Source organism: Methanolobus sp. WCC5 (assembly GCF_045690325.1).
Lineage (GTDB): Archaea > Halobacteriota > Methanosarcinia > Methanosarcinales > Methanosarcinaceae > Methanolobus.
This window is the reverse complement of record NZ_CP146981.1, coordinates 2,606,682-2,628,674: the sequence shown is the minus strand read 5'-3', so window position 1 is coordinate 2,628,674 and position 21,993 is coordinate 2,606,682. Positions and strand designations below refer to the sequence as shown.

Here is a 21,993-nt window from a genome sequence, read left to right as displayed (position 1 = left end):
TTAATACAAATCTCAAATTGACGTTATAAATGAGTTGATATAAATGGATATTAACATTGACAAAGCATTGATCAAAGTGATCAGAACCGGAAAGGTGATCATTGGATCTAACAGGACTATTGATGCTGCCATGAACAATGAGGCAAAGATGGTGGTACTTGCCGCAAATTGCCCGGCAGATGTAAGAGCCAAGATCGAAAGCACCAACGTACCGATACTCAACTACCAGGGTACAGGAACAGAACTCGGACCTGCCTGCGGAAAACCATTCATTATCGCTGCAATGGCGATCATTGACAGCGGAGAATCCGACATTCTGGCTGCCGCTTAAAGGAGTTGCGATATTTGGGCGAGATCAAGTTATCCACTGAAGGTATCCGATATATCGCATTATTTGAAAAAATAACCGGAGCAGCTGTCAAAGATTGTATTGTCGATGACGGCAGGATAATATATGTGATCAAGGAAGGAGATATGGGTGCAGCGATCGGGAAAAAGGGCGACCATATCAACCGCATGAAAAAGACGGTGGATAAGCAGATAGATCTTGTTGAATACTCGGACGAACCGGTTTCTTTTATAAAGAACGCATTCAGTCCGATACCTGTCAAATCAGTGAACATCACAAGCAGGAACAATAAGCGATTGGCTTATGTAGAAGTATCTAATAAGGACAAAGGTCTTGCCATAGGACGAAATGGGAAAAACATTGAAAAGGTCAAACTTGTCGCAAAGAGACATCATGACATCGACGATGTGATCCTGCAGTGATCATTCAGATAATATCATACTCATCAAAGACATAATTGGAGGAAATAAAATGCCAAATGGGAAATATGCAGCTCATACGCTTAAGCGCATTCGACAAAATGCAAGGTGGAAAGACCCTGGCTATAACAGGCGCACACTTGGACTTGACATTAAAGCAGATCCGCTCGGTGGTGCACCTCAGGGAAGAGGTATCGTGCTTGAGAAAGTGGGTGTCGAGGCTAAGCAGCCAAACTCAGCCATCAGGAAATGTGTAAGAATACAGTTGATCAAGAACGGACGTCAGGTATCAGCATTCTGTCCCGGCGACGGTGCAATTAACTTTATCGACGAGCACGATGAAGTCACTGTCGAGAGGATTGGTGGCCGCATGGGCGGTGCAATGGGTGATATCCCCGGTGTACGTTTCAAGGTCATCGCTGTAAACAATGTATCTTTAAATGAGATGGTCATTGGCCGTAAAGAGAAACCAAGGAGATAATAATATGTACAAGTTATTCGGAAAATGGGATCTCGCAGAAGTAGAGGTTGCTGACCAGGGAATCAGAAGGTACGTCAATCTTGATCCTGTGATCATACCCCACACAAACGGTAAGCATGCAAGACAGCAGTTCAACAAGTCAGACATCTGCATAGTTGAACGCCTTGTCAACAATGTAATGCGCACCGAAGTAAATACCGGCAAGAAGCAGAACGCTATGAGAGTTGTTTCTGAAGCTCTGGACATTATTAATACAAGGACAAAGAAGAACCCTGTACAGGTACTGGTAGAGGCTATCTCTTACGCAGGACCAAGGGAAGAAGTGGTCAGGCTTAAATACGGCGGTATCTCCGTACCAAAAGCTGTAGACACTGCACCACAGAGGCGTGTTGACACTGCACTAAGGTATATCACAATGGGAGCGAACAAGGCTGCATTCAAGTCCAAGAGGAGTGCAGCAGATTGTCTTGCAGCAGAGATAATCGCAGCTTCAAACCGTGATGCTAAGTGCTTCTCCATCAACAGGAAAGATGCAAAGGAAAGAGTTGCAAAGGCAGCCCGTTAACACCATGCATATCATTAATTAAAATTCAGGAATAAGGTAATTAATATGGGTAGAAGGAAGAAGATGGTCGAGCAGGTCACAGCACTCATGAATGACCCTGTGATGATACGCAATATCGGCATTGTTGCTCATATAGACCACGGAAAAACCACTTTGTCAGACAACCTGCTTGCAGGAGCAGGCATGATCTCTAAAGAGCTGGCAGGACGCCAGTTGTTCATGGACTCTGATGAGGAGGAGCAGGCAAGAGGTATCACGATCGATGCATCAAACGTTTCAATGGTGCACGAGTATGAAGGAAAGAATTACCTCATCAACCTCATTGACACACCAGGTCACGTAGACTTCGGCGGGGACGTTACACGTGCAATGCGTGCAGTGGACGGAGCAGTGGTGGTAATTGATGCTGTTGAAGGTACAATGCCACAGACAGAGACCGTACTCAGGCAGGCATTAAAAGAGCACGTCAAACCCGTGCTTTTCATCAATAAGGTGGATCGTCTTATCAATGAGCTTCAGGTCGACGCGCAGGAAATGCAGATCAGGCTCGGCAAGCTTATAGATCACGTCAACAAGCTCATTAAGGGCATGAATGAAGAACGTTACAAGGCAGGGTGGAGAGTCGATGCTGCAAACGGTACAGTTGCATTCGGTTCTGCTCTTTACAACTGGGCGATCAGCGTGCCAATGATGCAAAAGACCGGTGTCAGTTTCGGCCAGGTATATGATTATTGCCGTGCAGGTGATATGAAGGCACTTGCTGAAAAGTGTCCGCTTCATGAAGCTGTCAACGACATGGTTATCAAATACCTCCCAAGTCCAATCGACGCCCAGAGCGACAGGGTATCTGTCATCTGGCACGGAGACAAGAGTACAGAGATTGGCAAGTCAATGGCAGAAGCAGATGATGAGGGACATCTTGCTTTCATGGTTACTGATATCTCCATGGACCCGCATGCAGGAGAAGTTGCAACCGGAAGGCTTTTCAGTGGAGCACTGAGCCGTGGTATGGAAGTATATGTCACAGGTGCTTCCAAGAAGAACAGGATCCAGCAGGTCGGCATATTCATGGGTCCTGAAAGGATCGAAGTGGAAAGGATCCCTGCAGGTAACATTGCAGCAGTAACAGGCCTTAAGGATGCCATCGTCGGTTCGACTGTTACGACCCTTGACGGAATGACACCATTTGAGAGCATAAAGCATGGCAGCGAGCCGGTTGTTACAGTAGCTGTTGAAGCAAAACACATGAAAGACCTTCCAAAGCTAGTTGATGTTCTCAGACAGGTTGCAAAGGAAGATCCCACGCTTAGTATCACACTCAATGAAGAGACCGGCGAACACCTGATGGCAGGTATGGGCGAACTCCACCTTGAAGTCATTGCACACAGGATCCAGCGTGACAAGGGTGTTGAGATAACAACCACACCACCATTGGTCGTTTACCGTGAGACCATACGCAACAAGGCTGGTCCTGTTGAAGGTAAATCACCAAACAGGCACAACAGATTCTACGTAGAAGTCGAGCCCCTTGAGCTTGAAGTAAGGGAACTTATCAGGAACGGGGAAATATCAATGAGAATGCCCGAGCTTGAGCGCAGGGAAAAACTCATGGCAGCCGGAATGGATAAGGACGAAGCAAAAGGAATTACTGATATTTACGAGAGCAACATATATATTGACATGACAAAGGGTATCCAGCATCTCAGCGAAACCATGGAACTCATACTTGAAGGATTCGTGGAAGTAATGAAAGCCGGACCCCTGTCAAGGGAACCCTGCATGGGTGTCAAGGTAAAGCTCATGGATGCAAAGTTACACGAGGATGCAGTCCACAGAGGACCGGCACAGGTCATTCCTGCATCAAGACAGGGTATCCAGGCAGCAATGCTCATGGCAGATGATACGCTTCTCGAACCTTACCAGAAGGTATTCATCCAGGTACCACAGGATCAGATGGGCGGCGCAACAAAAGAGATCCAGGGACGCCGTGGAATCATTGTCAACATGACCGCTGAAGGTGACATGACAATTATCGAGTCTAAGGCCCCTGTTTCAGAGCTCTTCGGATTTGCAGGTGACATCAGATCAGCTACAGAGGGACGTGCAATGTGGAGCACGGAATTCGCTGGCTTTGACACACTTCCGACCAACATGACAACTGAGATCGTATGTTCTATAAGGGAAAGGAAAGGACTGAAGAAGGAGTTACCACAGGCATCCGATTTCCTCAGCATGTGAACAGAGTGTTTTGTAGCCAGGGCTACAAAATACCTGACCCGTCAGAAAGGTTTAAAAGTAGAAACAACAATTAGGTCAAATCATATTGAGATCAACATTAAATAAGGAGTAAGTAAACATGGCAACTGAGAAACCACATATGAATTTAGCAGTTATAGGTCACGTTGACCACGGCAAATCAACCTTTGTCGGAAGATTGATGTTCGAGACAGGAGCAGTCCCTGCTCACCTTATCGAAAAATACAAGGCAGAAGCAAAAGAGAAAGGTAAAGAATCATTCGCTTTCGCATGGGTCATGGACTCACTCAAGGAAGAGCGTGAGAGAGGTGTTACAATTGATATCGCTCACAAGAGATTCGATACCGACAAGTACTACTTTACAGTAGTGGACTGTCCAGGCCACCGTGACTTCGTAAAGAACATGATCACCGGTGCCTCCCAGGCAGATGCAGCAGTCCTTGTAGTTGCAGCACCTGACGGCGTAATGGCCCAGACAAAGGAACACGTTTTCCTTTCAAGGACCCTCGGTATCAACCAGTTGGTAGTTGCTGTGAACAAGATGGATGCAGCTAACTACAGCCAGGAGAGATACGAAGAAGTAAAGAAGGATGTCAGTCAACTCCTTGGCATGGTAGGGTTCAAGGCAAGTGAGATTCCTTTCATCCCCACATCAGCATTTGAGGGAGACAACATCACCAAATCAAGTCCTAACACCCCATGGTACACCGGCCCATCACTGCTTCAGTGCCTCAATGAGCTTAAGGAACCTGAAAAACCAGACACACTTCCACTCAGGATCCCTGTACAGGATGCATACACGATCTCCGGTATTGGAACCGTGCCTGTAGGCAGAGTCGAAACCGGCATCATGAAGAAGGGACAGAATGTCACTTTCAATCCAAGCGGAGTAAGCGGGGAAGTAAAGTCCATCGAAATGCACCACGAAGAAATCCCACAGGCAGTACCTGGTGACAACATCGGATGGAACGTCAGAGGTGTAGGTAAGAATGATGTCCGCAGAGGAGATGTCTGTGGTCCTTCCGACAAACCACCATCGGTAGCTGATGAATTCACTGCACAGATCGTCGTACTCCAGCACCCGTCTGCGATCACAGTCGGTTACACACCTGTATTCCACTGCCACACAACCCAGACCGCATGTACACTTATGTCTATCGACAAGAAGCTCGATCCTAAGTCAGGTCAGGTCAAGGAAGAGAACCCAACCTTCATCAAGGCAGGAGATGCAGCTATCGTAACCATCAAGCCAACAAGGCCAATGGTAATCGAACCTGTGAAGGAGATTCCACAGCTTGGAAGGTTTGCCATCCGTGATATGGGTATGACCATTGCTGCCGGCATGTGCATGAGTGTCAAACAGAAGTAAGACACTCCTTACTTTCCTTTTTTAGGAGAAGAACATGTCACAGAAAGCAAGAATAAGATTATCAGGAATCAGTCCTGTAAACCTTGATGGTGTTTGCGATCAGGTAAAAGCTATCGCAGACAGAACAGGTGTAAGTATCTCAGGACCGGTTCCACTACCGACAAAAAAGATGGTAGTACCTGTCCGTAAAAGTCCAAGCGGCGATGGAACCGCCACATGGGACCACTGGGAAATGCGTGTACACAAGAGACTCATAGATATTGCAGCAGACGAGCGTGCACTCAGGCAGCTCATGCGTATCCAGGTTCCAAAGGACATCAACATCGAGATAGTACTCCAGAACTAAAACTATAGTTATTGACACCAATAACTATATCTTTCAGTTACAGATCAGATCTGTAACCTCCTACTTCTCGTCTTGCAGCAGGCACTCTGAGTGCCTTCTCTGGACTTGCAGATGCCGTTTTTAGGCTCTGCTCTACTGAAATATAATCACATAGAACTGCTGAATATCATCTGTTTTGATAAGTTCTTCCATTTCCTTAAATACTACTGAGAAAATCTACCAGTACCGCAAATTATGAATAAACTGGGAACTCATAAAAATTATGGAGTAATACTATGAAACAAAAGGTACTGATATTAGGAGCAGGCTATGCCGGATCGGTAGTCGCCAACATACTTGCAAGAGAATTAAGGAACAAAATTGCAAAGGATGAATTAGAGGTAACGATACTTGATAAAAGTGACATTAACATTAACCAGGGTGGGTTTACTTTCATACCTTTTGAACTCTATACACCCGAAGATATCACAAGACCCCGGAATAAACTCATCAGTCCCAGAGTAAAAGCCTTTTATGGTAATGATGGGGAAGTAACTGCAGTTGACCTGAAAAATAAAGAAGTTGGTGTCAGAAGCGGTAAAAAATACGAATATGATTACCTTGTTATTGCACTCGGATGCAAAGCTGATATAGCTGCAGTACCAGGACTTGCAAATGACCTTAACACATTCTACACGTCTATGGAAGATGCATTTAAGGTCAGAGACCTGGTAAGGAACATAAGCGGGGGAAAGATTGTGGTCTCGGTTGCCTCCATGCCTGTACCCTGTCCCGGTGCACCTGTTAAATTCACCTTTATGCTGGAAAGCTACCTGAGAAACGTCAAAAAGAACAGGGATGATGTACAAATGACCCTTGTATGGCCCATGGAACCCATCGGACCTCCCGAATTCAACAAACTTGTAACCGGCCAGTTCAAAGAAAAAGGTGTAGAGGTCGTCAGGAATTTCCAGCTGGCCAATGTCGATGCAGGTAAAAAGGAATTGACATCAAAAAACGGCGATAAAATTAATTATGACCTGCTGATAACAGTACCCCCACATAAAGCTCCTGATATACTCATAGAATCGGGACTGACCGATGAAAAGGGATGGATATCTGCTGACAGGGCCACCCTGCAGTATCGGGGACCTGCAGGTGACCATGACAATGTATATGTTCTCGGCGACCTTGGGCCTGCCGACATACTCAAAACAGGCATCGGTGCACACTATCAGGCAATTGCGGTCAGCCAGAATCTTATCAATGATATCTATGGGAACGGCATTAAAACACCATATGAAGGAGAAACCGGATGTCCCATTGTCACTGAACTGGAAACCCCTTCCACACCCGGTAAAGGATATATAGCCACCTGGAAATACGGAGTACCCCCTGCACCATTCACAACCACAAAAATGGGCTGGTTCATGTACCGCATGTACTACCACATACACTGGGACATAAGTGTAAAAGGATTGTTCTAAAGGAGGATGGAGATATGACAGATGAGAACATCAAAGACCAGATATCAGGAATTAACATCGAGCCAGCAGATGTGGAAGCGATCCTTGATCTTGCAAGGACAATGAGAATAATGCAAAACTACATAAACGACCAGACAGCACATGGCATTGCACAGGTAATGTCAACACTCTTAAAACTTACAAATGCTATCATGTGTACTGACCTGGTAGAAATTATGGAAAGAGGGGTTCAGGACCCTGCACTTGATAAGGCTCTTCTCAATCCACCTAAAGTAGGTATTGGTGGTATGTTAAAACAAATGCAGGATGAGGATTTCCAGAAAGGTCTGGGAATCATGATAGAGCTTCTTAAAGCCATGGGAAGGGCTACAGAAGACTGAATCTAAAGGGATCCCCTTCAGGGGACCTCTATGCCTCCCAAACAAAACCCGGTTCTTGTTCCATGCCTCTGGCAGCAGCATCAGCAATATTCAGCCTCAATATAAAAGTAGCACCAGAAGGGACATTATCTTCCAGAGAGATCTTGCCATAGCGTTCAACTATCTTCCTGGCGATATACAAACCAAGGCCTGTATGTCCGGCTCTTCCATATTTGAAACCTTCTTCAAAGACACGCCCTTTTATCTTATCCGCAATCCCGGATCCGTTATCAGAGATCCTCAGTTCACATGACCCGTTTATCTCTTTCATGGAAACATCTATCCTGTCAGCTTTCCCATGAACTATTGCATTCTGGATGATGTTTCCGATAACTGAACGAAGACCATTATCGGCTTTTACGGAACAGTCTCCTGTTATATTGACCGTTACAGGGAACTCCTGTGCAGTCTCCATCAAAAGCAGGCGAAGATCAATAGTACTCAATCCCTTAATGGAGATCAGTGATTCCAGATCTTTCATATCCCTGATTATTTTCAGGCTATGATCAACTGCCCGGTGTGACATATCCAGCTCTTTTTCATTCATCCTTTCTTTGAGATTGTCAATTGAAAGGGAGATAATGTTCAGGTCATTCAAAATATCATGTCTGAGTATCTTATTGACAAGGCCAAGTGTCTCCAGAAGACTTTCCTGCGACTCTTTCTCCTTCACCAGATTGTATTCTTTCATTTTAAGCTCCCTGTAAAGAAGTTCATAAGGCCTCATAAGACCGGTGACGACAATAGCCTTATAGATCAGATAAAAAGAGAGCAGTTTAAAATAATGACCTACAAGATTTGAAAAGCCATATACATCTATATAAAAGGTAAAAGCCAGCTCGGCAAAGATAGTAAAAACAATAGCAACTGAAAGGAAATTATATACATTGTGACTGAACTCAGCTTTATGCTTATGAAGCATGAACAGAGAAGCAAGCAATATTAAAGAGATGACATATTCGCTTAGTATCTTAAAAGGAGTCAGACCACTGCCTTCAATGAAACAATCCGGGAAATGGCCCCTGAATATCACTACAAACAGTAAGAAAGTTACTGCAAAATACACTGAAAGTATCCTGTGTACCCTGAGTTTTCTTCCTAACATAAAAGGGGCTATCAATAAAGAAACACTTTCCATATATCTGGCAGATATCCATAATTGAGTTGCCAGATCAGCATCATAATTTGGGAAAACACCCATTCCCTTATAACTCAGAGTATGAAAAAAATCAATTCCTGCTACAAAAAGATAGCTTATACCAAGAAACAGGAGATAGGAATTCTCCATATAATTCCTTGAATTCCATACGATCAAAAAAACAGTACATACAATGATAATACTGGCTATTTCAACAATACTGTGGAAAAGGAGAAAACTCTCAAGACTTATAAAATACAGGGACACTACAAAAAGAACAAGTAATAGTGCTTCAAAGTAACTGTTGCCCAGATGTCTGATCTTCAATTTGTTTTCTCCGGTAAGACCAATTTATGATACTCAATGGTATATTTGTAGCTCTATAATATAAATTGCTATGCATAATATAATATTCAAATCCCAATATAATTACTATCGTCAAAAGAAAATATTTACAAGCTTGACATATGTCCGCCAGAAAAATGCAGAATACAAGATGAAACAAAATTTAAGAGAGATGAGGTGACAAAAAATAGAGAAAGCAAGATCATTTCACAACACCCTCAGCAATATCCACAGATGGCAACTCAATTACAAATACCGTACCTGAAGGAATATTGTCCTCAACATGTATGGAACCGTTACATTGTTCAACTACTTTTCTTGCAATGAACAGACCAAAGCCAGTATGACCTGTTTCACCATATTTGAAACCTTCATCAAAGACTTTTGGTTTTACCCTGTCAGGAATCCCTATGCCGTTATCTGCAAAAGATACCCTGCATTTATCATCCTGCCTGATGATCTCAATTTCCACTTTCCCGGCTTTCCCGTGAATTATGGCATTACTGATTATATTATCAAACACAGAAGACATAGCTTTGTCAGCCATGACCAGGCAATTCCCCTTTACACTGAATTCTGCCGTATGTTTACTAATAACGGCATCAACAAGGTTTTTGACATTCAGCAGTTCAAAACAATTCTTATCGAAGACAAACCTATCATGTTCCCGCATGTTCCTGATAAGAAACACACCTTTCTGTGCAGCTTTTCTGATCATAGAGATGAATTCTTTATTGTCAGTTTCTTCAAACAGGTCCAATGCCCCGATTATGACCTGCAGGTCATTGGCAATATCATGCCTGAGAATACGATTGGTAGTACGAAGCATCTCGGCAAGCTTTGCCTCTTCTTCCCTGGCCTGGAAAAGCTCATAATATCGCCTTATATTGGATATTGCAAGTCCGGAAGCCTTTGCAAGATCATGAGCAACACTTAGATACTCATTCAGATATTCCGGAAAAGCAACACAATGAACCTCAACTATGCCCAGAATATCTTCTGCAGTTGATATCTTTATGGCAAAACCATCTTCGGAATCAAACACAACATAACTTGAATCCGAATCCTTTAATTGCATTATGCATTCCCTGCCAAGTCCTGAGGTTTCACAATATCCGGCCAACTCCCCATCACCATTAAAAGCATGATAAAGCACTTTTTCAGGAGCAAACATCGTGCTGAATAAGTTGCATATGGAATCAACTGCTTCTGATTCATCTGTCAGGTCAGCGATTGTCCTGATAAAGTCGATTGACATGGCATATGAAGCTGCTTTCCTGTTGCATTGTTTCAGTTGATCCTTTTTCTTGCCGACATCCCATCGCAGTATCGTATTCTCAAGGACCAGATTGAAATGTGCCATCCCTACATCCAGCATCTCAAACGGAACACCTGTAAATGTGGAAAATTCTTCTGCCCAAACAACAGGATCAGAATGAATACCCGTATCCAGGATAAGAATATATGTATATGTATCCCTGAATCGATCCATATTGCCATGATAATCGAGTTCTATCAGGTTGTGTTGCCACTTTTCCAGCCAGCCGGGAACTGTGATAAAAGCACCTGCATTCTTATGTTCCTGCAAAATCTCCTTCCCCATGAAAAAAGAAAGAATATCATCTATCAGATGCACTTTGAAAAACCCGGAATATTCCTCCGGGACAGACATCTCAGGGCAGGACCTGTCACATAGAAGCAATATATCATTATCGTATTTGCAGTTACCGATAATATCCAGGACAAATTCAGTAAGCTGAGATTTCTGCGGTGCTGAGAAATATTTTGTTTTTATCCCTTTGAACATTGGATTATCAGAAAATACATATTCCACTTCATTTCGAATGTACTCAGTTGCAACAAGATAATGGTCGTAAAACATATGATCTTACCTGGGATATTTTCCCCATTTCTTTACATACCTAGAGATGGACATCAATACATCAGACGGGACTGTGTAGGGTATTTCACCATGATTGTCAGAAAGGATATACCCACCTCCACTGGCCGCCTTTTTGATCGCTTCCTTTACATTGGTTTCGGTATCATTATCTGTCCAGCGCCTCATCTCTATACCGTTCAGGTTACCCAGAACCGATATTTTTCCATTGCATGCAGCTTTTATTTCTGCAAGATCCTCCATTGCACTAGTACAAACAAGCGCAGTTCCGGTAGCTGCAATATCATCAATGATCGCAAGGCACTTTCCAGAGGCCATATGAGTGGCAACAGGCCCGTTTATCTTCGAGATGCATCTTTTGGCAATCTTAAACCCTGTTTTCCTATAGAATTGGGGTGGAATTATAGTTGAAGAAGAAGCCGGATCAAAATAACAGATAGCTGTAGCTCCTGCCTCAAGCTGAGCATTGGCCCACTGGACACAGAATTCTTCATTGACAGACATTAGTTCATCTAAAATCTCGGTTCGATCATACATAAGATCGAAATAAAGATCCATCCCCAGCTGCATGGTTGCCAGGGAAGAAGGAGACATAACCACCCCGATAACAGGGATATCCTGCCCTGCATCTGCCTTGAGCAGCTCTGTTGTCACCAGGACCTTTTGCAAATGAGGGGACTCATAAACATCAGGTGCTTTTAGTGTAGCTATGTCCTCTACATTCCGGACTATTGGCCTGCCACAATTAGGAGCTGCATCAGGATAGAAGATAGAATCAACTCCCCATGCTTCCATTTCAAGGGAAGCATAATAAAAAGAATAGTAACAATCATGGCCGTACTTCTGCTGCATTCTTATCTGTGTAGCTGCAACTAGATCTGGTTTAGAGAAATATTCGCTTACATGAAGATTTAGTTCTTTTGCACCCTGAGTTGTCAGCAGCAGGAAGAATGGAACTCTGTCCGGCTCTTTATGATCAAGACTGGTCAAAACCCTTTCCATAGGGGTCATTTCATCACTGTTCATTGTGGCACCCCAGTAAATCGTTGATCCTGCTGACAGACTCCATGGCATCCACTGCCATTGCATCTGCCCCTACTTCCTTCCACAGGTCCCGGTCGAACAGGAAAGGAGCACCTCCGACTATTATCTTTGCACTGATCCCTTCTTTATCGAAAATTGTCCTGAGTTTTTTGACCCCGTAAGCAAGATTTAGCATTAATGTCGATACCATAAGAACTTCAACACCATCATCTTTGACCCTTGTGGCAACTTCTTCGACCTCCATGGATGCATAATCATGAATATTAAAACCACTGGCTTTAAGGAAAGAGCAAACGATGCGTTTTCCAAGAAGGTGTTCATCCCCAAGGGTCGCAATACCAATTACAGGCATATTCTTTCTGGCGGGACTTCTTTCAGGAAGTATACTTTCTACTACCTCTTCACATATCTTACCTGCCATATATTCCTGTGAAAGTGCTATTTCACCCTTTGCCCACATATCACCGATACTTTCAAGAGCCGGAGAAATGATTCCGCTTATAAGCCCAAAAGCGTTATCGCCGGTGAACTCTGCTGCGATTATATTTTTTGCTGCAACCCTGTTCAAAGAAAGGAGTGCACTTTCAAATTCGTAAACCGGAAATCCACCAGTATCCATATATTCACCAACCTGCTGCCATACAAGATATATAATGCAAATTATATAAATATGTTATTGAATACAATGGACATGAGGTATGCCATCCCGACTACATGGTATCTTATCATGGTCTTTTTCTATTTATCTACAGAATATGTCTACACACAGAACGAAGGAAAAAATAAATAACAATAAAGTCCATTCTCAATTGTGAACTCACATTCCATATGACTGCTTCACACTGAAAACATAGAACATAAAAGGTATCTTGTATGACCTGTAATGAAAAAACGATATTGGGCATTGAAAAACTTAAAGAGAGGATAGCACAGCTCAAAAAAGAACGCAATGCAGTGATACTGGCCCATAACTACCAGATCCCTGAAGTGCAGGACATAGCCGACTTCACAGGAGATTCCCTGGAACTTGCAAGAAAAGCGGCCGATCAGGAAGCAGATGTAATAGTATTCTGCGGGGTTGACTTCATGGCAGAAACGGCAGCCATTCTTTCACCTGATAAAACAGTGTTGCTGCCTGCTAAAGAGGCAAACTGTCCCATGGCGGAAATGATAACTGCCGGGGAGCTGCGTGTACTTAAAGAGAGATTCCCTGAAGCAGCGGTCGTTTGTTATGTCAACACGACTGCAGAGGTAAAAGCAGAGAGCGATATATGTTGTACATCCTCAAATGCTCTAAAGGTAGTACAATCCCTTGATGCTGACCAGGTTATCTTCGTACCTGACAGGAATCTGGGAAGCTATGTGGCACGCTTCACTGAAAAGAAGATAATGCCCTGGGAGGGGTTCTGTTTTGTGCATGACCGGATAAAACCTGAAGACGTAAAGAAAGCGCAAAACCTGCATCCTGAAGCAGAATTGCTGGTACATCCTGAATGCAGGGCAGAGGTCATTGATATGGCCGACCATGTAGCCTCAACTTCCCAAATGATAGAGCATGTTTGCAGGAGCCGAAAAAAAGAATTCATAATAGGCACTGAAACAGGGATACTCCACAGGATGAAAAAGGACTGTCCTGAAAAGTTGTGCTATCCATTATCCTCACAGGCTATTTGTAGCAATATGAAAAGGACAGACCTCATGAAAGTATATAGCTCGCTGCAGGATCTCAACCCCAGAGTAAGCGTACCTTCGGACATAGCAGATCGGGCATGCCTCTCAATCCGGAGAATGCTTGAAGTCTGAAATTTTTAAAATTTAAAAAGATACAGGATCAGGATCTGTATGCTTCGCCGGGAATCCAGCGCTCTCCTGAATCCCCGATTTCCTTTTTCCATATCGGGACACTTTCCTTTATGCGCTCAAGGATGTATTCGCATGCCCTGAAAGCCTCCTTGCGATGGCCTGCACCAACGATAATGAGCACTATATTCTCACCCACGGGCAACTCCCCTATACGATGGATAACATCAACGCTTTGGATATCGAATTTTTCGAAGGCTTCATCCTGTATGCTTTCCATCTCCCGGATAGCCACACCCTCATACGCTTCAAAATGAAGCATATCTATACCATCATCCCGGACCGTCCCAAGGAAAGTGACCACTGCACCCATTTCAGAGCTTTTTGACCGGGTGATCATTGCATTTATATCAAAATCTTCAGTTGTGATACTTATCATGGAAATGCTCCTATCATCCTTTCTTATTGCCGCAGACCTGACAATCCTGCCTTCTTGACACCTGCAAATATTCCATTTCCGAGCAAAGACCATTCCATATGAGCAATCTGCCGGTAAGGAGTTCACCTTTGCCAAGCAGGTATTTGATTACCTCATTTGCCTGCACCATGGCAATTATTCCAGGAGTCACACCAACAACCGGGAAAACCTCCGTTGGTGGGGCTGTTGGGAAAACACAGTTAAAGCAGGCGCTTTTACCTGGAATGATAGTCATTGCCTGTCCGTCAAAACCACGGATGGCACCATGGATAAGTGGAATGTCCTTTTCATGAGCAACACGGTTGAGAAGATAGCGTACAGCATAGTTATCCATAGCATCGACTATAAGCCGGCTATCCCCTATCAGCTCACAGACATTTGAATCGTCTATTGTCAGATGAAAGGCCTGCACATCTATGTATGGGTTGACAGACTCAAGCTTTTCCTTAACGGATAATACTTTTTCTCTGCCGATATCATTTTCCCAGTGCAGTACCTGGCGGTTGAGGTTTGTCCGCTCCACAACATCATGATCTGCAATCCTCAGGTGCCCCACCCCGGCTGCTGCAAGGTAAAGTGCAACAGGACATCCAAGGCCTCCTGCACCTGCAATGAAAACCTTGGCATCCTTGAGGCGCTGCTGACCCTTTTCACCAAACAGCATGATTTGTCTGCTGTATCGTTCAAGCTCTGCGTTATCCAACATGATCACACTTTCCACATGTATTGAAAATAAAGGTCACGGATAATTACTGTTGACCTTTATTTCATATTTTTCCGCAATCTCCTGGAGAGAGTCGGCAAGATAGCGGACCTTATCCCATGAAAGGCCGTAGGTGCTTAACTTCCAGGCACGGGTTGCCCCGGCAAATTCCCCGACAATTCCTTTCTTTGAGAGCTCATCGGAGAAGAAGAAACCTCTCCGTTTATGTGACCCTGCTACCACATCAAAGCTCCCTGTAGTATCCACTTTTGAGAGAGCGTGTTTTCTGGGATACTCTGATAATACTGCACTTCCTTCTATTTCAAGTAATTTATCGATGAGGAAATTGGATTTCCTTACTTCATCCTCCCATTTCCAGGTGCGCTCCTTCACAGCAGGAAAAGATGCTATCATTGCCATGAGGGTCGAACCCATGAGAGTACATCCAAGCATCTCAACCTCTTTAATCCCGAATTTACGTCCTGTCAGATCACCCTTCATCTGCGTGGTCCTGAAAACCGTATCTGCCCACTCATCTGTGGTTGCAAGTACACCAGAAGGAGCAGGAGAGGCCATGCTCTTATGACCTGAACCAACAACAAAATCGGCACCTATGCGCTTACCGTCAACAGGCATCACACCCACTGTGTAGGCCCCATTGTAAAGGAAGGGGATGTCATACTGGTGCGCAACTTTGCCGATACCCTCCACATCGTGCTCATTTGCAAGCTGATAATCAAAGTGATCGATCATTATCAGAGCCGGGGTTTTCCCTGTCTGGCCCATGACATCCTCTATCTTTTCGGCTACTGCATCAGCGGTAATGATATTATTCTCATTTAATGGCACTTCCTTTACAACACCCCCTGCAGCCTCCACCGCAAGGAACTCAGTGTAATGTGCCAGCGAAGAGACTAGCACAGGATCCCCGGGTTTCACAAGACTTGAAGTGACTGCCTGGAATCCTCTCCTTGCACCCGGAACCACGCGGGCGGTATCCATGTTGAGGAAGGCTGCAAGCTCCTGATGAAAATCAGCGATTGGTGGCTTGGATATCTTATCGAGCCTGAAAGGCTTGCGGCAACTGTCACAGGTAGAGTAACCGTCCCCGTATGCAATGAGAGCCTTGCGGGCCTCGGGGCTTAGTCTTCCTGCTGCCTGTATGGGCTGGATGTTAATGTATTCTTCCTCGCGGCTTCGAATACCCAGTGTGTCCCCTATCCTGCTGATCTCAGGAACACCGGTTCCAGCTTCCAGGTCATCTATTATTGACCTGATTTGCCGTATCTGCCCGTTGAACCCGTCCATATCTGCCGGACCAGCGGATCCCGGAAGGGACTGGCGCAGCATTTCACGGATGTCTTCCAGGGCAAATAATGCCTCAAATGTTTTCTGTACTCTGATATCCATAGGAATACCTCTTACTGCATCGTGCTTCCTTGCATGGGAACATCCTGATCGGATATGACATCTATGACATGGATCACAGGGTGTATACAAGAATGATTCACGATTGTGAATTTGAGATTAACAATTGTGAATATATATAACTATCGTACAGAGAGAGATCAAGCATAAAATATAGAGAAAAGGCTTTTAAGATTGGACCGTATTCACAATTGTGAGATGTAATCATATTTTAAAGCAAAGAAAAATCAAGAGGAAACAAGATCATGAAATTACCCTGTCAGATGATAGTCTGGGACGTACTGCCAGCTATAAGGGCCGCAATTGCAGAAGAACTTGTTAACTGCGGGCTCTCGCAGCAGGAGATTGCCCGGGAACTGGACATGGCACCATCTGCTGTTTCACAATACCTTTCAAAAAAGAGAGGATACCGTATAGTGTTTGATGAGGATGTTAAGCAGTCCATACGTGCCCTTGCAGAGGATATGAAAGCAGGTAATGTAGATGACCTTGCAGGAAGGATATGCAGGATATGCAAACAACTGCGCTCTGATGAACAGCAGTGCATTGATAACTGATGTCCAAAAGACCGCTGCATGGTAAATGATGCATCAACGGTTGGTCTGTTATGCTTAAAGTAAAACAGATAAGAAAGGATTTTCCAATCCTTGAAGACCTATCCTACATGGATAGTGCCGCGACCAGCCTTTCACCTGAACAGGTGATCTGCTGCACGAATGAATTCGAGCGACATTACCGTGCTAACGTTGGAAGAGGAGTGCACAGGCTTACAAGCATAGCCACACAGAAATACTGGCATGCCCACCAAAGAATAGCAGAGTTCATCGGAGGAGAAAAGGGAACCACGGTCCTGACCAGGAACTGCACCGAAGCCATCAACATGGTGGCATGTGGCACTCACTGGAATAAAAGCGACAATGTGATTACCACTATCCTTGAACATCATTCAAACCTGCTCCCCTGGATGCGCATGCGCACAAAGGGAGTGGATGTTTCTGTAATAACGGCAGACACGGATGGTTCATTGGACCCTGGGGACTTTGAAGCTGCGATAAACGAAAATACAAAGATAGTTGCCATCACACATGCTTCAAACGTACTTGGCAACCTGCTACCTGCAGGGACGATCAAAGAAATAGCTGGTCTGTGCCATGACAACGGAGCAAAGCTACTGCTTGACGGTGCACAGTCGATACCACATATGCCCGTTGATGTCAAAAAGCTGGATTGTGATTACATATGTTTTTCCGGACATAAGATGCTTGGTCCCACCGGAACAGGTATCCTCTGGATGAAAGAGGAGGAACTTCGACCGCTGCTGCTGGGAGGAGGCATGATCGAAAAGGTCTCTGTTGATGGTCACACAGAAGCAGGTGGCTACCAGCGGTACGAGGCCGGAACACCAAATATCTCCGGAGCAATAGGGCTTTTTAGGGCTGTGGAGTATCTTGAAGACATTGGTATGAAACATATAAGCGAGCATGAGACCTTCCTGACAAAAAGAATGCTTGAAGGACTTGAAGACATAAGAAGAGTAACAGTTTACGGACCCAAAGACCGGTGTGAGAGGATAGGTGTCATATCCTTCAACGTTGAAGGGATGCACCCTCATGAAGTGGCACACATACTTGACGAGGGGGCAGCTATCATGGTCAGGTCAGGTGAGCATTGCTGCCAGCCACTTATGGAACACCTGAAGCTGGATAATGGCACCGTCCGGGCAAGCCTCTACCTTTACAACACAGAAGAAGAAGTTGACATGCTTATAGAAACACTGAGAGAAATGACAAGGAGACTCTAGATGTACAGGGAAATGGACTGTATTAAAGGGGATAACAGCTCCTTTGCACTGGAAAAACATCCGGTGATAGAGGAAATGCCACTTGCTGTGACTGTTAACGGCAGGCATGTACTTACTGCTATGATAAGTCCGGATATGCTCAGGGAATTCATCATTGGTTTCCTTTTCACTGAAGGCATCATTAAAGAGAAGGATGAGATAGAATCCATAAAGATAGAAGGAAGCAATGCCGGTGTGCTGACAAAGAATCCCTTCAGGATACTGACGTCAAAGAAAACGGTCCTTAGTGGATGTGGAGGCACTATGTCCTACCTTGATATTGCAAAACTTCCCCGGATAGATTCGGGTTTGATCCTTGACACAGGGACTGTGACCAGATCAGTGAAAGAAGCCCTGGATTCACAATTGCACGTACTTACCGGCGGGATCCATGTGGTGGGACTGTATGACACCAGAGGAAAGGTTAAAGTGGTGGAGGATATAGGCAGGCATAACGCGCTGGACAAGATAATAGGCTATGCCCTTGAAAACGGGATCTACCTGCCTGCCACATATGTGATCTGCTCCGGCAGGATATCATCGGAAATGGTACGCAAGTGCCTGGCAGCAAACATCCCTGTTATCATCTCAAGAGGAGCAAGCACCACGCTGGCCATAGAGATTGCAAAAGCCTGCTCTCTGACGATCATCGGTTTTGTGAGAAGCAAAAAGATGAATGTTTATTCGGGAGGATACAGGATAAAGGACATCCCTTTATCAGTTTCAGGATCCCTTGCCCATGAAGAGCGCGGAGAAGTAGAAGAGGGAAGAGGAGAAGAAGAAACCTTTCAAGAATAAATCAAGGGATCAGGGGGTGGCTCAGCCACCGAACACGACCTGCACTATGCGGATGTCATCATCATCCTTGAGTACTGTGTCCTCAGGAATTATGCGGCCATCCCTTGAGACGAGTACTTCTGCCTGGCTGATGTCCAGCATAAGTAACAGCTCCTCTACTGTAAGCCGGCTTGCTTTCATTTCCTCTGTTTTGCCTGATGGCAGCTTTACTTTCATGGTACTACCTGCGATGCGTAAAAAACAGAACAGGGGTCAAACTGGAATCTGCCTTTGCTATCTGCCGTTTTTCAGCAGGAGCCATTGAAGACTCCTGCACAGCTAAGATGTGAGGTGTAAGACCTCAAGCCAGGGCCCGGATTCGAACCGGGATGGAATCGCTCTGCAGGCGATTGCGTAGCCGCTCCGCCACCCTGGCAGTATGCATTCACAATTGTGAATAGACTTAATACACAATTGTGATATTTAAACATGTCGCACTTTCACATAATGGCACGCATACTGAGATAACATAAAGGACTAGAATAGAAAAAATAGGAGGATGTTATTACAAGGCAAGTTGGATAGCTTTTGTCCTCCATGAAACAGGAATTGCATGAAAAGAGACAACAATTTAATCTCTCATTGTTGAGATCCAGAAAGTTAAAGTTTGATTATGGAAAGGTTTAATATCTTTCCTGTGTTTTATCTTTCATCCCAAAGGGCATGTAGGGTAGGGGATATCCTGATGGTTTCCGGTACTGTATGTGGAAATAACCATCGACGTGTGTTCGATTCGCGCCATGCCCGCTACTTATTTTGTTTATGACAATATTGAAGTTATCACTGATTATAATTGACCCTGCACAACAACTAATTGTTGTTATTTACAACCATTTAAACAATACAGCAGAGATAAAGAGCATTAGTCCATGATATTTATTTCCTGGAAGTCAATTGCATGCACCGGACACACACTCATACATCTTGTGCACGCAGTGCCCAGACATTTCAGAGTATCGTACTCTGCAAAATAATCATCGTCTCCTTTTATGAATATTGCACTAATCGAGTCGATAACAGAAAGAGAATTCTTGCTGACAGTTGAAACGTATCCTCTAATCGGGCAGAAGTTTCTTGCACCCTGTTCGCTACGGAAAGTACCTGATGTCTTCTGCTGTACTTTCATCATTCTGATATCTCTTTCAGCCTGATTGTTATCAAACGGAATGTTTGGGTCATACATAAACTGCAGGATATCTCCCTTGAATCCGATAAACCGATCCAGCAGGTTCTTTACCGTAGTTTGCTTCTTACGTCTTCGTTTTTTAGAATGTAATCTGATTCCGAATCCGGAGAATTTTCTTCATTCCAAAACAAGTGATTTGATCATAACAGAAATCGTAAGTTGCAGCATCTGTGCAACCTGCTGAAATTCCTCATGCATTATTTCTCAAGGTACTCTTTTTCATGCTTGTTTTGTTGAACACTCATTCATAAGGCTACGATTTGTTGCATCAATGTACCCTCACCATCATGCTTTATGCTCATTCGTCCCGTAACCGTGCCGAAGGCACAACTACGCCTGACAATAAGTAGTAAGAAAACCTGTTATTGAAATGATTTCAAACCACATTTACAGATTCTTATTTTTGGTTGATTATATATCTAATTAGGTATATATCCAGAAAATTGGAACCCATGTGTATCCAGGAATAGACAGGGAATTGAGGTAGAAACACCGATCAAAATATGCTCACCAGGATGTGGTATTGCTCCGAAAAAAACCTTTGAAGAAACTGCATGCAATGGTAAAGGCAAGAAATAAATACTTCATTTAAGCTAAAGGACGAGTTTAAGGAAAGTACAAGGTAAAGTTAAGGATATTTCCCTCTTAAAGGCGGGCATAAACTCTCTAATTGTATCTAAAGTTTGGGGATTTCCGTGTAAAGCTTTGATATAATTGTATTTTTACCAGCTAACCGTATTGTTCATCTTCCAGGATTTTTCGTGTTTCCAACTCTAAATCCGGGAGGTAGTTTTCGATGATGTCCCATACTATATCCATGTCGATGCCAAAATATTCGTGTATCAGGATGTTTCTCAATCCCACTATCCTTTTCCATGGGATATGGGAATACTTATATCTGGTTTCAGGAGAGATTTTGCCTGCAGCTTCTCCAATAATCTCCAGGTTGCGGACAACCGCATCAACCCGCATCTCGTCTTCCAGAAACTCCTTGAGAGTGATATTGGCTACATACCTTTGGATTTTCTCAATTGCTGCAACCATGTCTGCAAAGAAAACCAGTTTGTCCCTAGGCATAGACAGCCTCTTTCAGGATATGCTCTCTTAGCCGTGGCTTTATGGCAGTCTCGATGACAAGGTCTACTTCTCTTCCAAAGAGTTCTTCAAGGTAGAACTTAAGTTCCATATAGTTACCAAAGGTCTTTTGACCTTCTTCGAATTCCACAAGGATATCAACATCACTGTCTCCGTGTGCATCTCCTCTTGCAAAAGAACCGAACACACCTACTTTTTTTACACCAAAACGCTCCATTATCACGTTCTCATGTTCTCTTAATATCCCAAGAGCATCCATAATTATTACTCACCGACAAAGTTTAAATCGTTAACCCTGAACATGGCAGAAATCAGTTGATTTTAGGATACAATAATTACACTCTAGTTTTACCTTGAAAGAAGCGGATATCATTTAAGCCTCCGGAGCTTAGAACCCGGGTTCGAGTCCCGGCAGGTCCGTAAGATCACTTTTTGTATCTTCCGGAAAAGAGCAGATAATAAACAGGATATGGAAAAAAGATATAGCACAAAAGGTTACATTCAATAACCTTTGTGCTCTGCTTGTATT

At 44.1% G+C, this 21,993-nt stretch carries 23 protein-coding genes, 1 tRNA gene and 1 pseudogene; 13 read left to right on the top strand and 12 right to left on the bottom strand.

The window, feature by feature from the left end:
• Positions 1-43: 43 nt before the first annotated feature.
• From V7O64_RS12810 to V7O64_RS12770, 9 genes are all read left to right on the top strand, one after another.
• The gene (locus V7O64_RS12810) at positions 44-331 is read left to right on the top strand and encodes a 50S ribosomal protein L30e (protein ID WP_407355759.1); all 288 of its coding nucleotides are present in this window, start codon (positions 44-46) and stop codon (positions 329-331) included.
• A gap of 14 nt (positions 332-345) precedes the next feature.
• The gene (locus tag V7O64_RS12805) at positions 346-771 is read left to right on the top strand and encodes a NusA-like transcription termination signal-binding factor (protein ID WP_407355758.1); all 426 of its coding nucleotides are present in this window, start codon (positions 346-348) and stop codon (positions 769-771) included.
• A 49-nt stretch (positions 772-820) separates the two neighbouring features.
• On the top strand, positions 821-1,249 hold the full coding sequence (locus V7O64_RS12800) for a 30S ribosomal protein S12 (RefSeq protein WP_407355757.1): 429 nt from the start codon (positions 821-823) through the stop codon (positions 1,247-1,249).
• A gap of 4 nt (positions 1,250-1,253) precedes the next feature.
• Positions 1,254-1,814 (top strand): 30S ribosomal protein S7, encoded by a 561-nt coding sequence (locus V7O64_RS12795; RefSeq protein ID WP_407355756.1) that lies wholly within the window; start codon positions 1,254-1,256, stop codon positions 1,812-1,814.
• 45 nt (positions 1,815-1,859) lie between these two features.
• Complete coding sequence (locus V7O64_RS12790; RefSeq protein ID WP_407355755.1) at positions 1,860-4,052, top strand: elongation factor EF-2; 2,193 nt, start codon at positions 1,860-1,862, stop codon at positions 4,050-4,052.
• Positions 4,053-4,170: 118 nt separating this feature from the next.
• Entirely contained in the window at positions 4,171-5,439 is a 1,269-nt protein-coding gene (gene tuf, locus V7O64_RS12785; protein ID WP_407355754.1) for a translation elongation factor EF-1 subunit alpha, read from the top strand.
• A 34-nt stretch (positions 5,440-5,473) separates the two neighbouring features.
• Positions 5,474-5,785 (top strand): 30S ribosomal protein S10, encoded by a 312-nt coding sequence (gene rpsJ / locus V7O64_RS12780; RefSeq protein ID WP_015052947.1) that lies wholly within the window; start codon positions 5,474-5,476, stop codon positions 5,783-5,785.
• Positions 5,786-6,060: 275 nt separating this feature from the next.
• Positions 6,061-7,251, top strand: coding sequence for an NAD(P)/FAD-dependent oxidoreductase (locus tag V7O64_RS12775; RefSeq protein WP_407355753.1), 1,191 nt, complete (start codon positions 6,061-6,063; stop codon positions 7,249-7,251).
• A 14-nt stretch (positions 7,252-7,265) separates the two neighbouring features.
• Positions 7,266-7,631, top strand: coding sequence for a DUF1641 domain-containing protein (locus tag V7O64_RS12770; protein WP_407355752.1), 366 nt, complete (start codon positions 7,266-7,268; stop codon positions 7,629-7,631).
• Positions 7,632-7,659: 28 nt separating this feature from the next.
• Here V7O64_RS12770 and V7O64_RS12765 read toward each other — a convergent pair whose 3' ends face one another.
• The 4 genes from V7O64_RS12765 to V7O64_RS12750 form a co-directional block, all read right to left on the bottom strand.
• Positions 7,660-9,135, bottom strand: a complete 1,476-nt coding sequence (locus V7O64_RS12765) for an MASE3 domain-containing protein (protein ID WP_407355751.1) — start codon at positions 9,133-9,135, stop codon at positions 7,660-7,662.
• Between the two features lie 220 nt (positions 9,136-9,355).
• On the bottom strand, positions 9,356-10,960 hold the full coding sequence (locus V7O64_RS12760) for an ATP-binding protein (RefSeq protein WP_407355750.1): 1,605 nt from the start codon (positions 10,958-10,960) through the stop codon (positions 9,356-9,358).
• Positions 10,961-11,041: 81 nt separating this feature from the next.
• Positions 11,042-12,079, bottom strand: coding sequence for a uroporphyrinogen decarboxylase family protein (locus V7O64_RS12755; protein WP_407355749.1), 1,038 nt, complete (start codon positions 12,077-12,079; stop codon positions 11,042-11,044).
• Positions 12,069-12,716, bottom strand: coding sequence for a B12-binding domain-containing protein (locus tag V7O64_RS12750; protein ID WP_407355748.1), 648 nt, complete (start codon positions 12,714-12,716; stop codon positions 12,069-12,071). The genes V7O64_RS12755 and V7O64_RS12750 overlap by 11 nt, the downstream gene beginning before the upstream one ends.
• 254 nt (positions 12,717-12,970) lie before the next feature.
• Here V7O64_RS12750 and nadA point away from each other — a divergent pair, with 254 nt between their 5' ends.
• Positions 12,971-13,900, top strand: a complete 930-nt coding sequence (gene nadA, locus V7O64_RS12745; RefSeq protein WP_407355747.1) for a quinolinate synthase NadA — start codon at positions 12,971-12,973, stop codon at positions 13,898-13,900.
• A gap of 28 nt (positions 13,901-13,928) precedes the next feature.
• Here nadA and V7O64_RS12740 read toward each other — a convergent pair whose 3' ends face one another.
• From V7O64_RS12740 to pscS, 3 genes are read right to left on the bottom strand one after another with little or no spacing between them, the layout of a single operon-like run.
• Complete coding sequence (locus V7O64_RS12740) at positions 13,929-14,336, bottom strand: molybdenum cofactor biosynthesis protein MoaE (protein WP_407355746.1); 408 nt, start codon at positions 14,334-14,336, stop codon at positions 13,929-13,931.
• A gap of 13 nt (positions 14,337-14,349) precedes the next feature.
• Complete coding sequence (locus tag V7O64_RS12735; RefSeq protein WP_407355745.1) at positions 14,350-15,081, bottom strand: HesA/MoeB/ThiF family protein; 732 nt, start codon at positions 15,079-15,081, stop codon at positions 14,350-14,352.
• 33 nt (positions 15,082-15,114) lie between these two features.
• The gene (gene pscS / locus V7O64_RS12730; RefSeq protein WP_407355744.1) at positions 15,115-16,488 is read right to left on the bottom strand and encodes an O-phospho-L-seryl-tRNA:Cys-tRNA synthase; all 1,374 of its coding nucleotides are present in this window, start codon (positions 16,486-16,488) and stop codon (positions 15,115-15,117) included.
• A 263-nt stretch (positions 16,489-16,751) separates the two neighbouring features.
• Here pscS and V7O64_RS12725 point away from each other — a divergent pair, with 263 nt between their 5' ends.
• The 3 genes from V7O64_RS12725 to fdhD are packed head-to-tail and all read left to right on the top strand — an operon-like array spanning position 16,752 to position 19,144.
• Positions 16,752-17,063: a transcriptional regulator gene (locus tag V7O64_RS12725; protein WP_407355743.1), complete on the top strand. Its 312-nt coding sequence runs from the start codon at positions 16,752-16,754 to the stop codon at positions 17,061-17,063.
• Positions 17,064-17,113: 50 nt separating this feature from the next.
• Positions 17,114-18,307: an aminotransferase class V-fold PLP-dependent enzyme gene (locus tag V7O64_RS12720; protein WP_407355742.1), complete on the top strand. Its 1,194-nt coding sequence runs from the start codon at positions 17,114-17,116 to the stop codon at positions 18,305-18,307.
• A complete protein-coding gene (gene fdhD / locus V7O64_RS12715) occupies positions 18,308-19,144 on the top strand; it encodes a formate dehydrogenase accessory sulfurtransferase FdhD (RefSeq protein ID WP_407355741.1) in 837 nt (278 codons plus the stop codon).
• A gap of 21 nt (positions 19,145-19,165) precedes the next feature.
• On the opposite strand, the gene V7O64_RS12710 is transcribed toward fdhD, so the two are convergent.
• From V7O64_RS12710 to V7O64_RS12690, 5 genes and pseudogenes are all read right to left on the bottom strand, one after another.
• On the bottom strand, positions 19,166-19,360 hold the full coding sequence (locus tag V7O64_RS12710) for a MoaD/ThiS family protein (RefSeq protein WP_407355740.1): 195 nt from the start codon (positions 19,358-19,360) through the stop codon (positions 19,166-19,168).
• 127 nt (positions 19,361-19,487) lie between these two features.
• Positions 19,488-19,559 (bottom strand) — tRNA-Cys (locus tag V7O64_RS12705).
• 621 nt (positions 19,560-20,180) lie between these two features.
• Positions 20,181-20,450, bottom strand: a pseudogene (locus V7O64_RS12700) (transposase); the annotation flags it as partial.
• 648 nt (positions 20,451-21,098) lie between these two features.
• Positions 21,099-21,446 (bottom strand): DUF86 domain-containing protein, encoded by a 348-nt coding sequence (locus V7O64_RS12695; RefSeq protein ID WP_407355739.1) that lies wholly within the window; start codon positions 21,444-21,446, stop codon positions 21,099-21,101.
• Positions 21,439-21,723, bottom strand: a complete 285-nt coding sequence (locus V7O64_RS12690) for a nucleotidyltransferase family protein (RefSeq protein ID WP_407355738.1) — start codon at positions 21,721-21,723, stop codon at positions 21,439-21,441. Before V7O64_RS12690 ends, V7O64_RS12695 begins: the two co-directional genes overlap by 8 nt.
• Between the last annotated feature and the right edge of the window lie 270 nt (positions 21,724-21,993).